A 16,034-nucleotide genomic window follows, 5' to 3' on the forward strand; every position below is an offset into this window, starting at 1 on the left:
CGCCGGGGCGAGCTCCAGCCGCTCGGCCTCCAATCTTGCGGCCATGGGCCATCGACCATCTGGACATCCCTAGAATTGGACACCGTGACGACGCCAGAGCTGCCTACCCAGTACACCCCTGCCGACGTGGAGACCCGGAGCTACGAGCGCTGGGTGTCGGAGGGACACTTCGCCGCGGACCCGAGCAGCGAACGCGAGCCGTACAGCATCGTCCTGCCTCCGCCGAACGTGACCGGTGTCCTGCACATCGGCCACGCCCTCGACCACTCGATCCAGGACGCGCTGACCCGCCGCGCCCGCATGCGCGGTCAGGAGACGCTCTGGCTGCCGGGCATGGACCATGCCGGCATCGCCACCCAGAACGTCGTCGAGCGAGAGATCGCCAGGGACGGCCTGTCCCGCCACGACCTGGGCCGGGAGGCGTTCGTCGAGCGGGTGTGGCAGTGGAAGGAGGAGTCCGGCGGCCGGATCCTCGGCCAGATGAGGAAGCTCGGCGACGGCGTCGACTGGTCGCGCGAGCGCTTCACCATGGACCCCGGGCTCTCCCGCGCCGTCCAGACGATCTTCAAGAAGCTCTTCGACGACGGGCTCATCTACCGCGCCGAGCGCATCATCAACTGGTGCCCGCGCTGCCTGACCGCCCTGTCGGACATCGAGGTGGAGCACAGCGAGGACGAGGGTGAGCTCGTCTCGATCCGCTACGGCGAGGGAGAAGACTCCATCGTCGTCGCGACCACCCGCGCCGAGACCATGCTCGGTGACACCGCCGTGGCCGTGCACCCGTCCGACGAGCGCTACGCGCACCTCGTCGGACGCGAGGTGGAGCTCCCGCTCACCGGGCGCCGGATCCCGGTCGTGGCCGACGAGCACGTCGACCCCGCCTTCGGCACCGGTGCGGTCAAGGTCACCCCGGCGCACGACCCGAACGACTTCGAGATCGGCCGCCGCCACTCGCTTCCGGCGATCGCGGTCATGGACGAGCGCGGTGTGATCACCGCGCACGGCCCGTTCCAGGGGCTCGACCGTTTCGAGGCCCGGCCCGCGGTCGTGGCCGCCCTGCGCCAGCAGGGCCGCATCGTCGCCGAGAAGCGGCCCTACCTCCACTCGGTCGGCCACTGCTCGCGCTGCAAGACCGTGGTGGAGCCCCGCCTGTCGCTCCAGTGGTTCGTCAACGTCTCCCCGCTGGCCAAGGCCGCCGGTGACGCGGTCCGCGACGGCCAGACGAAGATCCATCCGCCGGAGCTGGCCAAGCGCTACTTCGACTGGGTCGACGACATGCACGACTGGTGCATCTCGCGGCAGCTGTGGTGGGGTCACCGGATCCCGGTCTGGTACGGCCCGGCCGGCGAGGTCGTCTGCGTCGGCCCGGACGAGGAGCCGCCCGCCGGCTACGTCCAGGACCCGGACGTCCTCGACACCTGGTTCTCCTCCGGACTGTGGCCGTTCTCCACCCTGGGCTGGCCGGACGAGACGCCCGAGCTGGCCAAGTTCTACCCGACCTCCGTCCTGGTCACCGGCTACGACATCCTGTTCTTCTGGGTGGCCCGGATGATGATGTTCGGCCTCTACGCCATGGACGGCCGGCCTCCCTTCCGGACCGTGGCCCTGCACGGCATGGTCCGCGACCAGTACGGCAAGAAGATGTCGAAGTCGTTCGGCAACGTGGTGGACCCGCTCGACTGGGTCGAGCGCTTCGGCGCCGACGCGACCCGCTTCACGCTGCTGCGCGGTGCCAACCCCGGCTCCGACGTGGCGATCAGTGAGGAGTGGGCCGGAGGCTCCCGCAACTTCTGCAACAAGATCTGGAACGCCACCCGGTTCGCGCTGATGAACGGCGCGGCGGTCGGCGAGCTCCCGGTCGAGGAACTGACCGCGGCCGACCGGTGGATCCTCTCCCGGCTCCAGGAGATCGTCGCGTCGGTGGACGCGGCCTTCGAGGAGTTCGAGTTCGCCAAGATCTCAGACCTGCTCTACCACTTCGCCTGGGACGAGGTCTGCGACTGGTACGTGGAGCTCGCCAAGATCCAGATAGCCTCGGGGCAGGAGCACACCCGGCTCGTGCTGGGCCACGTCTTCGACTCTCTCCTGCGGCTGCTCCACCCGCTGGTGCCGTTCGTCACCGAAGAGCTGTGGCGGGCGGTCACGGGAGGCGAGTCGATCGTGGTCGCGCCGTGGCCGGTGGTCCAGGAGTCGCTGCGCGACGCCGCCGCCGAGGAGGAGATCCTCGCGGTCCAGGGCCTGGTGACCGAGGTCCGCAGGTTCCGTTCCGACCAGGGCCTCAAGCCTGGTCAGCGGGTCGCCGCCCGCCTGTCGCTCGCCGGTACGGCTCTCGCCCCGCACGAGGGGGCGGTCCGGTCGCTCCTCCGGCTCGACCAGCCGTCGGAGTCCTTCGCGGCCACGGCCCGCCTCGACGTCGGCGGGATCGTCGTGGAGATCGACACCGCGGGCACGATCGACGTTGCCGCCGAGCGCAAGCGCCTGGAGAAGGATCTCGCCGTGGCGCAGAAGGAGGCCGCGCAGGTGGCGGCCAAACTCGGCAACGAGCAGTTCATGTCGAAGGCGCCTGACGACGTGGTGGCCAAGGTCCGGGCCCGGGCGGCCCAGGCCGACCAGGACATCACGCGGTTGGCCGCGCAGCTGGCGGCGCTCCCCGCCGGCTGAACAGGTCGCCTGCGACGCGGCGGGGGCGTCCGCACGGCTGAGCAGGCATCTGAAGTGCGTCTGAGCCGCATCGCGGGCGCAGGGTCGGACCAGTGAGCCCGGAGCCGGTGGCTCCGGGCTCACGCGTTTGAAGGTCCCTGACCCAGGGAAGACCTAGTTGTTACCGCGATGTGGGTCATGAGAACCCAGGCGGACTGCTAGAGTTCTTCAGGCAGGGCGAGCTCCTGCACCCCCCTCTGAACTGAAACCGATAATCCGGACCTGTCCGCACGATTGGACAAGAGCTGGATGTCGGAGTAAGTTAGAAGGGTTGCTCCGGAAGCGGAGTGGTCGACATCCTAGCGGGTTCGGCGGGTCTGGAACGGCTGACGCGGAAAGCGACAGTTTGACACAGACCGGGCGGGCCTGATAAGATGGAAAAGCGGAATGGAACGCCCCGGAGCCGGGACCATGGTCACGGTGACGGAGAACGCGTCCGTTTCTTGAGAACTCAACAGTGTGTTAAAAGCCAGTGCATGAAGCACAACCCCGTCCCACCCACGTGTGTGGGAGGACGGATTCCTTTGGTTGATGACACCGCCACCTTTGCCGGTGGTGGGTGCTTTCAGCCGGGAGCAACTCTGTAGACATTGTTTGGAGAGTTTGATCCTGGCTCAGGACGAACGCTGGCGGCGTGCTTAACACATGCAAGTCGAGCGGAAAGGCCCTTCGGGGTACTCGAGCGGCGAACGGGTGAGTAACACGTGAGTAACCTGCCCCTGACTCTGGGATAAGCCCGGGAAACTGGGTCTAATACCGGATACGACCACTTCCCGCATGGGATGGTGGTGGAAAGTTTTTTCGGTTGGGGATGGACTCGCGGCCTATCAGCTTGTTGGTGGGGTAACGGCCTACCAAGGCGACGACGGGTAGCCGGCCTGAGAGGGCGACCGGCCACACTGGGACTGAGACACGGCCCAGACTCCTACGGGAGGCAGCAGTGGGGAATATTGCGCAATGGGCGGAAGCCTGACGCAGCGACGCCGCGTGGGGGATGACGGCCTTCGGGTTGTAAACCTCTTTCAGCAGGGACGAAGTTGACGTGTACCTGCAGAAGAAGCGCCGGCTAACTACGTGCCAGCAGCCGCGGTAATACGTAGGGCGCAAGCGTTGTCCGGAATTATTGGGCGTAAAGAGCTCGTAGGTGGCTTGTCACGTCGGGTGTGAAAGCTTGGGGCTTAACTCCAGGTCTGCATTCGATACGGGCTGGCTAGAGGTAGGTAGGGGAGAACGGAATTCCTGGTGTAGCGGTGAAATGCGCAGATATCAGGAGGAACACCGGTGGCGAAGGCGGTTCTCTGGGCCTTACCTGACGCTGAGGAGCGAAAGCGTGGGGAGCGAACAGGATTAGATACCCTGGTAGTCCACGCTGTAAACGTTGGGCGCTAGGTGTGGGGACCTTCCACGGTTTCCGCGCCGTAGCTAACGCATTAAGCGCCCCGCCTGGGGAGTACGGCCGCAAGGCTAAAACTCAAAGGAATTGACGGGGGCCCGCACAAGCGGCGGAGCATGTTGCTTAATTCGACGCAACGCGAAGAACCTTACCAAGGCTTGACATCGCCCGGAAACACTCAGAGATGGGTGCCTCTTCGGATCGGGTGACAGGTGGTGCATGGCTGTCGTCAGCTCGTGTCGTGAGATGTTGGGTTAAGTCCCGCAACGAGCGCAACCCTTGTTCAATGTTGCCAGCACGCTCCCTTGTGGGGTGGTGGGGACTCATTGGAGACTGCCGGGGTCAACTCGGAGGAAGGTGGGGATGACGTCAAGTCATCATGCCCCTTATGTCTTGGGCTGCAAACATGCTACAATGGCCGGTACAGAGGGTTGCGATACCGTGAGGTGGAGCGAATCCCAAAAAGCCGGTCTCAGTTCGGATTGGGGTCTGCAACTCGACCCCATGAAGTCGGAGTCGCTAGTAATCGCAGATCAGCAACGCTGCGGTGAATACGTTCCCGGGCCTTGTACACACCGCCCGTCACGTCACGAAAGTCGGCAACACCCGAAGCCCGTGGCCCAACCACTTGTGGGGGGAGCGGTCGAAGGTGGGGCTGGCGATTGGGACGAAGTCGTAACAAGGTAGCCGTACCGGAAGGTGCGGCTGGATCACCTCCTTTCTAAGGAGCATCGGCCACATCCTCAGCTTTGAGGGTCTGGTCCAGGCCGGGTCCGTGAGCGTACGTCTCACGCTCGGCACGCTCATTAGTGGAGCACTGGCTACTCGGTTCAGCGGGATCGCTGACCGGCTAGTACCGCCCATCCTCCTCACGGGGGTCGGGAGTGGGAACGCGGGTCGAGGGGTTCCGGGGTTCCGGACACACTGTTGGGTCCTGAGGAAACGGACCGGATGCGGAGCCTGCCTGTGGCGGGCTTCGTGGTCTGTGTGACCTCGTGCGGGACCGTCCTCCTGTCATACCGGCCTGGCCGGGGTTGGGGTTTTGCCTCAGCTTCTGGTGTGGGTGTTTGGTGGTGGGGTGGGTGCGGTCGCTGTTTGTTGTTTGAGATTTGCATAGTGGACGCGAGCATCTTTGTGGCCAAGTTTTTTAGGGCACACGGTGGATGCCTTGGCATCAGGAGCCGATGAAGGACGTGGGAGGCTGCGTTAAGCCCCGGGGAGTCGCCAACCTGACTTTGATCCGGGGATGTCCGAATGGGGAAACCTAGCACCAGTCATGTGGTGTTGCCTCCGCCTGAATGTATAGGGCGGTTGGTGGTAACGCGGGGAAGTGAAACATCTCAGTACCCGTAGGAAGAGAAAACAAATTAGTGATTCCGTGAGTAGTGGTGAGCGAAAGCGGAAGAGGCTAAACCGTATGCGTGTGATAGCCGGCAGGCGTTGCGTGTGCGGGGTTGTGGGACCCTCTGGGAGGAGCTGCCGCTCCTCCAAACAGTGAGAAATCGATGGGATAGTCGAAGCTTCTGGGAAGTTGCGCCGGAGACCGTGAGAGCCGGGTAGGCGAAATCTTGTCGACTGTTTGAGGGGATCCCAAGTAGCACGGGGCCCGAGAAATCCTGTGTGAATCTGCCAGGACCACCTGGTAAGCCTAAATACTCCCTGATGACCGATAGTGAACAAGTACCGTGAGGGAAAGGTGAAAAGCGCCCCGGTGAGGGGTCGTGAAATAGTACCTGAAACCGTGTGCCTACAAGCCGTAGGAGCGTAAACAGGCTTGCCTGTTTGTGATGTGACTGCGTGCCTTTTGAAGAATGAGCCTGCGAGTTATGGTGTGTGGCGAGGTTAACCCGTGTGGGGGAGCCGTAGCGAAAGCGAGTCTGAATAGGGCGTTTGAGTCGCATGCTGTAGACCCGAAGCGGAGTGATCTAGGCATGGGCAGGTTGAAGCGCGGGTAAGACCGCGTGGAGGACCGAACCCACCAGGGTTGAAAACCTGGGGGATGACCTGTGTTTAGGGGTGAAAGGCCAATCAAACTCCGTGATAGCTGGTTCTCCCCGAAATGCATTTAGGTGCAGCGTTACGTGTTTCTTGCCGGAGGTAGAGCACTGGATGGCCGATGGGCCCGACAAGGTTACTGACGTCAGCCAAACTCCGAATGCCGGTAAGTGAGAGCGTAGCAGTGAGACTGCGGGGGATAAGCTCCGTAGTCGAGAGGGAAACAGCCCAGACCACCGACTAAGGCCCCTAAGCGTGTGCTAAGTGGGAAAGGATGTGGAGTCGCAGTGACAACCAGGAGGTTGGCTTAGAAGCAGCCACCCTTGAAAGAGTGCGTAATAGCTCACTGGTCAAGTGATTCCGCGCCGACAATGTAGCGGGGCTCAAGTACACCGCCGAAGTCGTGGCATTCACACATGTGTCCGAGCCTTTGTGGTTTAGGTGTGTGGATGGGTAGGGGAGCGTCGTGCGGCCGGCGAAGCAGCAGAGTGATCTAGTTGTGGAGGCCGTGCGAGTGAGAATGCAGGCATGAGTAGCGAATCAGAAGTGAGAAACTTCTGCGCCGGATGACCAAGGGTTCCTGGGCCAGGCTAATCCGCCCAGGGTAAGTCGGGACCTAAGGCGAGGCCGACAGGCGTAGTCGATGGACAACGGGTTGATATTCCCGTACCCGCTACGATGCGCCAATACTGAATCCAGTGATACTAAGGGTCCTTAACTCGGTTGCCCCTTCGGGGGCGGCGTCAGAGTGAACGCCTGGCCTGATCTGGTAGTAGGTAAGCGATGGGGTGACGCAGGAAGGTAGCCCAGCCCAGGCGATGGTAGTCCTGGGGTAAGCATGTAGGGAGGACCGTAGGCAAATCCGCGGTCCATGTATCCTGAGATGTGATGCCGAGCCGATTGTGGCGAAGTGGGTGATCCTATGCTGCCGAGAAAAGCCTCTAGTGAGTGTCGTGGCGGCCCGTACCCGAAACCGACTCAGGTGGTCAGGTAGAGAATACCAAGGCGATCGGGTGAACTGCGGTTAAGGAACTCGGCAAATTGCCCCCGTAACTTCGGGAGAAGGGGGGCCTTCGCTGGTGATGGGACTTGCTCCCTGAGCTGGTGGGGGTCGCAGAGGCCAGGGGGAAGCGACTGTTTACTAAAAACACAGGTCCGTGCGAAGTCGTAAGACGATGTATACGGACTGACGCCTGCCCGGTGCTGGAACGTTAAGGGGACCGGTTAGCTGCAGTAATGTGGCGAAGCTGAGAACTTAAGCGCCAGTAAACGGCGGTGGTAACTATAACCATCCTAAGGTAGCGAAATTCCTTGTCGGGTAAGTTCCGACCTGCACGAATGGCGTAACGACTTCCCCGCTGTCTCAACCGCAGACCCGGCGAAATTGCACTACGAGTAAAGATGCTCGTTACGCGCAGCAGGACGGAAAGACCCCGGGACCTTCACTACAGCTTGACATTGGCGTTTGGAACGGTTTGTGTAGGATAGGTGGGAGACGGTGAAGCTGTCACGCTAGTGATGGTGGAGTCATTGGTGAAATACCACTCTGGTCGTTTTGGACGTCTAACTTCGGTCCGTGATCCGGATCAGGGACAGTGTCTGGTGGGTAGTTTAACTGGGGCGGTTGCCTCCTAAAGAGTAACGGAGGCGCCCAAAGGTTCCCTCAGCCTGGTTGGCAATCAGGTGTCGAGTGTAAGTGCACAAGGGAGCTTGACTGTGAGACCGACGGGTCGAGCAGGAGCGAAAGCTGGGACTAGTGATCCGGCGGTGGCTTGTGGAAGCGCCGTCGCTCAACGGCTAAAAGGTACCCCGGGGATAACAGGCTGATCTTCCCCAAGAGTCCATATCGACGGGATGGTTTGGCACCTCGATGTCGGCTCGTCGCATCCTGGGGCTGGAGTAGGTCCCAAGGGTTGGGCTGTTCGCCCATTAAAGCGGTACGCGAGCTGGGTTTAGAACGTCGCGAGACAGTTCGGTCCCTATCCGCTGCGCGCGCAGGAGACTTGAAAGGAGCTGTCCCTAGTACGAGAGGACCGGGACGGACGAACCTCTGGTGTGCCAGTTGTTCCGCCAGGAGCACGGCTGGTTGGCTACGTTCGGAAGGGATAACCGCTGAAAGCATCTAAGCGGGAAGCTCGCCTTGAGATGAGGTCTCCCACCCGTGAGGGGTAAGGCTCCCAATAGACGATTGGGTTGATAGGCCGGAGGTGGAAGCACAGTAATGTGTGGAGCTGACCGGTACTAATAGGCCGAGGACTTGACCACAAAGCATATTCTTGGTCACTGCAGCGCTTTGGTCCCTTCGCCGGGTCCGGAGCAGCGCGTGATCAGGGTTGTTGCCCGCGTCCACTATGCGATTCTGAAACAGCGAACACCGCGACACGTGTGTGTTTGACAGTTTCATAGTGTTACGGCGGTTATGGCGAAGGGGAAACACCCGGTTACATTCCGAACCCGGAAGTTAAGCTCTTCAGCGCCGATGGTACTGCACCGGGGACGGTGTGGGAGAGTAGGTCGCCGCCGGACAATCATTCAGGTTAGGCCACCCCTTCGGGGGTGGCCTTTCCTGCGTTCCGGGGCTGTGAGGAGGACCGCCCGCGAGGTCAGTAGGCTTGGGACGTGGACTATCGAGCGGTTGAACTGGCAATCATGGAACGCGGCGTCGAGTGGAACTTCGAGCCCACTCTCGACAGGATCGCCGCGCTCATGGACGTGCTCGGTTCCCCACAGCACTCCTATCCGGTCGTGCACGTCGCCGGCACCAACGGCAAGTCGAGCACGACGCGGATGATCGAGACGATCCTGCGTGAGCGGAACCTCCGTGTCGGCCGTTTCACCAGCCCGCACCTGGTCTCCATGCGCGAGCGGATCTCCGTGGACGGAGCCCCGCTGAGCGAGGAGCGTTTCGTCGAGGTGTACGAGGACATCGAGCCGTACCTCAAGATGATCGACGCCCAAGGGCGTCGGCTCTCCTTCTTCGAGACCCTGACGGCGATGGCCTTCGCGGCCTTCGCCGACGCGCCCGTCGACGTCGCCGTCATCGAGACCGGCATGGGTGGCAGCTTCGACGCCACCAACGTCGCCGACGGCGCCGTGGCCGTCATCACCCCCATCTCCCTGGACCACGTCGACTATCTCGGCCCCGACATCGCGACGATCGCGGGGGAGAAGGCCGGCATCATCAAACCCGGGGCGACAGTCGTGCTGGCTCAGCAGCAGCTCCCCGCCGCCGAGGTGCTGCTGCACAGGGCGGCCGAGGTGGGGGCCACCGTGGCCCGCGAGGGGCTGGAGTTCGGCGTGCTCGGCAGGGAGCTCGCGATCGGCGGCCAGCTGCTCCACCTCAAGACCCTCAAGGGGACCTACGAGGAGGTCATGCTCCCGCTGTACGGCGCGCACCAGGCCGGCAACGCGGCCTGCGCCCTGGCCGCCGTCGAGGCTCTGACCGTAGGAGACGAACCGCTCGACGCCGAGCTGGTGCGGCAGGCGTTCCTGCAGGTGAGCTCGCCGGGCAGGCTGGAGGTCGTGCGGCGGGGCCCCACGGTGCTGGTGGACGCCGCGCACAACCCGGGCGGGATCCAGGCCACCCTGGAGGCCGTCCAGGAGTCCTTCGACTTCGCCAAGCTCATCGGCGTGGTGGCGGTGTTCGAGGACAAGGACGTCCAGGGCATCCTGGAGCTCCTGGAGCCGATGATGGACGAGATCGTGGTGACCCGGAACTCCTCGCCCAGGTCCATGGACGTCGACGAACTCGCGGCGCTCGCGGAGGAGATCTTCGGACTGGACCGGGTCCACCAGGTCGAGCGGCTGGACGGCGCGATCGACCGGGCGATCGAGATGGCGGACGCCATGGGCGAGTTCAGCGGGGCCGGGGTGCTGATCACCGGTTCCGTGGTCACCGCCGGAGACGCCCGGCTGCTCCTCAAGGCGGGAGAGCCCACGTGAGCGGGGCGGCGGAGGAGAGGCGAGGGTTGATCACGGTCACCCCGGGCATGCGGCGGCTCTGTGCCAGCGTGCTGGGCATGGAGGCGATCGTCATCGGGCTGTTCACCCCGGTGGCGATCAACACCCAGAACGTCGAGCCGACCGTCGCGGTGACCGTCGGGATCGGTCTGGCCGTCTTGTGCGTCCTGGTCGCGGGCATGTTGAAACGTCCGTTCGCCTACATCATGGGAAGTGTGATCCAGGTGCTCGCCATCGCCGCGGGTTTCCTGGTTCCGACCATGTTCTTCCTGGGCGCGATCTTCGCCGCACTGTGGATCACGGCGATATTCGTCGCTCGCCGTGTCGAGGGCGTGACTTCCCGCTAAAGTCGGCCAACATGGCCGTCCCTCCCACTCAACCGACCCGGGCGGTGACCGCCGGGCCCGAGGGCCTGGCGCGCACGCTCGGTGTCTCCACGGTGCTCGACGTCATCCTCGGACTGCTCGTCGCGGTGGTCCTCCCGCTGGCGATCGTCGCCATCCCCAACACCATCTCGGTGGTGGCCGCCCTGCTCCCGCCCGAGATCTCGCAGATCGCGATGGTGCGGGCGCACGGGCTGGCGCTGCCCGCGATGGTGCTGACGGTGCCGCTGGCCGCCGTCGCCGTGCGCCGGGTGCGGGCGGCGCCGATCCTGGTCGCCGGGCTGACCCTGCTGGCGCTGGCCGACGCGGCCGGGGGTTACGCCGACTCCGCGCCGCTGGTGGGGATGCTGCGGGTCCTGCACGGGGTCGGTGCGGGCCTGCTGGTGCCCGCCACCCTGGTGGCGGTCTCGGAGCGCTCGCCGTTCCTGCGTGCCGTGTGGGGAGGCATGCTCGCGGTGAGCCTCCTGACCGCCCAGGCGCTCGCTCTGTGGCCCCTGGACGAGGTGAGGTCCTGGAGGGTCACGCTCCAGCCCTATCCGATGCTCACGGGCGTTGCGCTCGTGCTGGCGGCGGTCTATCTCGTGCTCTGGATGAGGAGCGGTGAGAGCGCCGCGGCCGGCGGGGCGGCCACCGCCGAGCGTGGACGCCCGCTGACGGCGGTGGTGCCGGCCGTGGGCATCACCGCGCTGGCCCTGGGCAGCACCTTCGACTGGCCACCGGGGCTGCTGGTCCTGGCGGCTGTGGTGTCGGTCCTCGCGCTCTTCTGGATCGGCGCCTTCGCCGGTGCCGGCGGGCGGGTGCCTGCTTACACGATGCTCGCGGTGGGCGTCGTCGTCCTGCCCACCGCCGCCCAGGTCACCTATGTCGAGCTCGGTGGGCTCGGCGGTCCGGGCCTGTCCGGGCTGTGGCCGGCCTTCGTGATCGCCGGGGTCGCGGGCGTCGCCGCCGCGGCACTGGTGAGCCGGTTGGGCGACGGAGCCCTGCCCCTCGTCGGCGCGGGTGGCCTGGTGGTCGTGGTGGCCGGGCTGTGCGCCGTACGGCTGCTCCTTCCCGCCGCCGAGGGGCCGGCGCTGATCCTGCCGTTCGTGCTGCTCGGAGTCGGCGCGGCGGTGGCTCTCACCTCCGCGCTGCGCTCGTCCGGTCCGGGGGCGGCGCTCTTCGCGCTGTCGCTGTTCTTCCCGGCTGTGCTCTCCGGCTTCCTGCTGGGCAGCGGTGTCCAGGTCATCCGGCTGAAGGAGGCCACGACCTCCCAGGCGCTGGTCGACGGGTTCGTCGGCGCCCTCCACCTGTGGGCGCTGATGGGTGGTGGCCTGGTGGTCGCGGTGATCGTGCTCTGCGCCGTCCTGGCCCGCCGGTCCCCGTCCGCCGGAGACGCCGGAGACGCCGGAGACGACGGATCCGGTACGGCCGGCACCGCCATGACCGCCGGGTCCGACGGATCCGCCACGACCGCCGGGGCCGACGGATCTACCGGGCCCGCCGCCTCCACCGGGCCTGTGCCGGCGGGCCCGGACGCCGCCGCACCGGCCGAGGCGTCCCGGGCCGGGGCGTTCGATGACTCCGGCGTCCAGAGCCCTCCGGGGACCGAGGCGCCCACCCCCACCTGGCAGGCGCCGGCATCGGAGGCTGCGGCATGGCCGCGCCCACCTGTCCGGCGTGCCGCCGAGCCCGGGATGATCCCGGAGCCGGCCACCGAGCTGGAGCCTCTCGCCGGCCTCCAGCCCTCGCGAGAGGCCGGCGCCGTGGCGGAGAGGGGGCCGGAGGCCGGCGCAGGCGGTGCCGGGCCTGGGCAGGACAGGCATGGCAGGCAGGGCAGGCAGAGCGACGGCGGGTCCGGCCGGGACGGGCAGGACGGCCGCAGGCCTGGACGGGATGGGCAGGACAGCCGCGGGTCCGGACAGGACAGGCGGGACGGCCGCAGGCTCGGACAGGACGGGCAGGACGTCGGCGGGTCGGGACGGGACGGCCGCGGGTCCGGACAGGACGGGCAGGACGGCCGCAGGCTCGGACAGGACGGGCAGGACGTCGGCGGATCCGGACAGGACAGACGGGATCGCGGATCCGGACAGGACGGGCGGGACGGCCGCAGGTCGGGACGGGACGGGCAGGGCGACAGCGGGCCCGGACAGGACAGGCGAGACCGGCCCGGACCCTTCTCCAGGCCGCAGCCGGATCCCAGGCCACAGCCGGATCCGCGGCCGGACAAGACCGGCACCCTGCCGGTGGTGCCGCCGCCCACGCCGTCCCCGGAAGACGCGCTGGGGGACGGGCCCACCCGGTCATGACGTCGCCGAGCATGGGGAATCGGGCCGAGGGCGGTAAACTTCGCGCGTTCATCGCAGTCCGCGAGTCATCCTCCCCGTTCAAAGGAGAACCTCAGTGTCCGAGCGCACTCTTGTCCTGATCAAGCCCGACGGTGTCGCGCGTGGTCTCATCGGCGACGTGATCGCCCGGATCGAGCGCAAGGGCCTGAAGGTCGCGGCGCTGGAACTGCGCACGCTGGACGCCGACACCGCCAAGTCGCACTACGCCGAGCACTCCGAGCGGCCCTTCTTCGGCGAGCTGGTCGAGTTCATCACCTCCGGCCCGCTGGTCGCGCTGGTCGCCGAGGGCCCCCGCGCCATCGAGGCCTTCCGCTCCCTCGCGGGCCTGACCGACCCGGTCAAGTCCGCCCCCGGCACCATCCGCGGCGACCACGCCCTGGAGATCGGTGAGAACGTGGTCCACGGCTCCGACTCGCCCGAGTCCGCCGCCCGTGAGATCAAGCTCTTCTTCCCGGACCGCTTCTAGGTCCCTGGCCTCCGGCCCTGTCGAGCCTCGTCATCCCTGGGGATGACGAGGCTCGACGTATTTGACACGTCTTAAGATTTTCCTGGAACTGGCGGGCTCATTGCGCTCAAGGGTGGGTACGTCACGTTACGATTCGAGTGCGTTCTGTAGTTTTCGCCGACGATCCCACGGGAGGAGGGTCGCCTTCCCCATGAGCAGCAAGCTTTCTTTTCTCGGCCGCGACATGGCAGTCGACCTCGGCACCGCCAACACACTCGTCTATGTTCGGGGTCGCGGCATCGTGCTCAACGAGCCCTCGGTCGTCGCCATCAACACGACCACGGGAAAGATCGTCGCGATCGGCATCGAGGCCAAGCGCATGATCGGCCGCACCCCCGGCAACATCGTGGCGATCAGGCCGCTCAAGGACGGCGTCATCGCCGACTTCGACGTCACCGAGCGCATGCTCCGTTACTTCATCCAGCGGGTGCACAGGCGCCGTCACTTCGCCAAGCCCCGCATCATCATCGCGGTGCCGAGCGGGATCACCGGGGTCGAGCAGCGGGCGGTCAAGGAGGCCGGTTACCAGGCGGGAGCGCGCCAGGTCTACATCATCGAGGAGCCGATGGCGGCCGCGATCGGTGCGGGGCTCCCCGTGCACGAGCCGACCGGCAACATGGTGGTCGACGTCGGCGGCGGCACCACCGAGGTGGCGATCATCTCGATGGGCGGTGTGGTGACCAGCCAGTCGATCCGGGTGGGCGGCGACGAGCTGGACCAGGCGATCATCAGTTTCGCGAAGAAGGAATACTCGCTCATGCTCGGCGAGCGGACCGCCGAGGAGATCAAGATGGCGATCGGTTCCGCCTGCGTGCTCCCCGAGGAGGGGCATGCCGAGATCCGGGGCCGTGACCTGGTCAGCGGCCTGCCCAAGACGATAATCGTGTCGGCTCACGAGGTCCGCAAGGCCACCGAGGAGCCGGTGAACACGATCGTCGACGCGGTCAAGACCACCTTGGACAAGTGCCCGCCGGAGCTGTCCGGTGATCTGATGGACCGGGGGATCGCGCTCACCGGGGGTGGCGCGCTCCTCAAGGGCCTGGACGAGCGGCTCAAGGACGAGACGGGCATGCCGATCCACCTGGTGGACAACGCGCTCGACTCGGTCGCGCTCGGCTCCGGCAAGTGCGTCGAGGATTTCGAGGCCTTGCAGCAGGTCCTGGTCTCGGAGCCGCGGCACTGATGAAAGACACGCGTCGGGCACGGGTGAGCCTAGGGCTGCTGCTGGCCGCGGCGCTCGTGCTCATGACCGTGGACCATCGGGCAGGTGACGACTCTCCGCTCGGGTCGCTGCGGGGGGTCGGCACGACCCTGTTCGGCACCGCCGAGAGCGCGGGAGCCGGCGTCGTCCGGCCGGTCGGCCGGTTCTTCGAGACGATGGTGGGCGCGCCCGACGCGCAGCGCCGCATCGACGCGCTGAGCGCGGAGAACCAGCGGCTCAGACGCGATCTGGTGGCGCAGAGCCTGGACCGCCGGCACTCCACCGAGCTGCGCCGTCTGCTGGGGGTTGCCGGGACCGCCGGATACAAGATCGTTACTGCTCAGGTGATCGCCCGGCGGGGCACGCCCGGATTCGAGGAGGCCGTCGAGCTCGACGTGGGCGGCGCCGACGGGGTGCGTCCGGAGATGACCGTGCTGAACGGCGACGGCCTGGTGGGACGGGTGGTCCACGTGGGGACGTCCACCTCGACCGTGGTCCTGCTCAGCGACCCCGCCTCGGCGGCCGGCGCGCGGCTGGAGGGGAGCAACGAGATCGGGGTGGTCCACGGGATCGGGGAGAGCGGCCGCCAGCTCCGCTTCCGGCTGCTCGACTCGACCGCGCAGATCGTGCCGGGCCGCCGGATCGTGAGTTTCGGCTCCCAGCGCGGCGTGCCGTACGTGGCGGGGGTGCCGATCGGGGTGGTGGAGCGGGTGGAGGCCACGCCTGGTGAGCTGACCCGGATCGCCTACGCGCGGCCGTACGCCGACTTCACCGCGCTGGACGTGGTCGGCGTGGTGGTGCAGTCGCCGCGGCGCGGGCCGCGTGACGCGGTGCGGCCCGCAGCGCCACCCAAGCCCGCTGCGCCGTCCAAGCCCGCTGCGCCGCCCAGGCCCGACGGTTCACCGGAGCCCGACGCCTCGCCCAGGCCCGAGGCCTCCGAGAGGCCCGCGGTGCCGGACAGGGCGGAGGTCACGCAGCAGCCCGAGGCGCTGCGCGGTCCCGGCGCACCGGGGGAGGGGATCTGACGGTGAGCGGGCGTGACGTGCTCTCGGTGGGGCTGTTCCTGCTGGTCATGGTCTTTCAGGTGACGGTCGTCAACCGGCTGCCGCTGCCCGGGGCGGGCGCGCCCGACCTGGTGCTGCTCACCGTGGTGGGCTACGCACTGGTCCGCGGCTCCTCCGCAGGCGCGGTCGCGGGGTTCTGCGCGGGGCTGGCCGGTGACGTGCTGCCGCCCGCCGCGCACGTGCTCGGGCAGCAGGCGCTGGTGCTGTGCCTGATCGGGTTCCTGGCCGGGCGGGTGGGGGAGAGCTATCCGGATGCCGGGCTGTTCACGGCGCTGGCCTGCGCGGCCGTCGGCCCGCTGGTCGCCGTGGCGGTCGGCGCGCTGCTCGGCGACGACCGGATCAGCCAGCCCATGCTGACGGCGACGCTGCCCCAGGCGGCCCTCTACAACCTGCTGGCCGTGCCACCGATGGTGTGGGTGGTGACGAGAGTCGTCCGGGGGCCCCGGAGGCGGGGCCTGCAACCGGTGAGACATCTGGCGCGGGGGCGCATATGAGCCGGCGGGTCGACG

General features: G+C 66.4%; 8 protein-coding genes and 3 rRNA genes. All 11 read left to right on the forward strand.

The genetic code is table 11. The features are described 5' to 3' along the window. The first annotated feature begins 75 nt into the window (after positions 1-75). The 11 genes from J2S55_RS26955 to mreD all read left to right on the forward strand — a co-directional run bounded on the left by J2S55_RS26955 (position 76) and on the right by mreD (position 16,019). Complete coding sequence (locus J2S55_RS26955; RefSeq protein WP_370879704.1) at positions 76-2,661, forward strand: valine--tRNA ligase; 2,586 nt, start codon at positions 76-78, stop codon at positions 2,659-2,661. Between the two features lie 630 nt (positions 2,662-3,291). Next, a 16S ribosomal RNA gene (locus tag J2S55_RS26960) occupies positions 3,292-4,814 on the forward strand. 415 nt (positions 4,815-5,229) lie between these two features. Then, positions 5,230-8,353: ribosomal RNA gene (locus tag J2S55_RS26965) — 23S ribosomal RNA — on the forward strand. Between the two features lie 144 nt (positions 8,354-8,497). Continuing rightward, a 5S ribosomal RNA gene (gene rrf, locus J2S55_RS26970) occupies positions 8,498-8,614 on the forward strand. The 16S, 23S and 5S rRNA genes sit together here, the layout of an rRNA operon. Positions 8,615-8,737: 123 nt before the next feature. Continuing rightward, the gene (locus J2S55_RS26975) at positions 8,738-10,030 is read left to right on the forward strand and encodes a bifunctional folylpolyglutamate synthase/dihydrofolate synthase (RefSeq protein WP_306875582.1); all 1,293 of its coding nucleotides are present in this window, start codon (positions 8,738-8,740) and stop codon (positions 10,028-10,030) included. Between the two features lie 26 nt (positions 10,031-10,056). After that, positions 10,057-10,395, forward strand: coding sequence for a DUF4233 domain-containing protein (locus tag J2S55_RS26980; protein WP_306866379.1), 339 nt, complete (start codon positions 10,057-10,059; stop codon positions 10,393-10,395). 11 nt (positions 10,396-10,406) lie between these two features. After that, positions 10,407-12,716, forward strand: a complete 2,310-nt coding sequence (locus J2S55_RS26985; RefSeq protein WP_306866382.1) for a hypothetical protein — start codon at positions 10,407-10,409, stop codon at positions 12,714-12,716. 94 nt (positions 12,717-12,810) lie between these two features. After that, on the forward strand, positions 12,811-13,221 hold the full coding sequence (gene ndk, locus J2S55_RS26990; protein ID WP_271223390.1) for a nucleoside-diphosphate kinase: 411 nt from the start codon (positions 12,811-12,813) through the stop codon (positions 13,219-13,221). Positions 13,222-13,411: 190 nt separating this feature from the next. Further along, positions 13,412-14,443 carry a rod shape-determining protein gene (locus tag J2S55_RS26995; RefSeq protein WP_306866388.1) on the forward strand — a complete coding sequence of 344 codons (1,032 nt, stop codon included), beginning with the start codon at positions 13,412-13,414 and terminating at the stop codon, positions 14,441-14,443. Beyond that, positions 14,443-15,486, forward strand: coding sequence for a rod shape-determining protein MreC (gene mreC / locus J2S55_RS27000; protein WP_306866391.1), 1,044 nt, complete (start codon positions 14,443-14,445; stop codon positions 15,484-15,486). Before J2S55_RS26995 ends, mreC begins: the two co-directional genes overlap by 1 nt. 2 nt (positions 15,487-15,488) lie before the next feature. Next, on the forward strand, positions 15,489-16,019 hold the full coding sequence (gene mreD / locus J2S55_RS27005) for a rod shape-determining protein MreD (RefSeq protein ID WP_306866395.1): 531 nt from the start codon (positions 15,489-15,491) through the stop codon (positions 16,017-16,019). Positions 16,020-16,034: the final 15 nt, after the last annotated feature.

Source organism: Streptosporangium brasiliense (assembly GCF_030811595.1).
Classification (GTDB): Bacteria; Actinomycetota; Actinomycetes; order Streptosporangiales; family Streptosporangiaceae; genus Streptosporangium; species Streptosporangium brasiliense.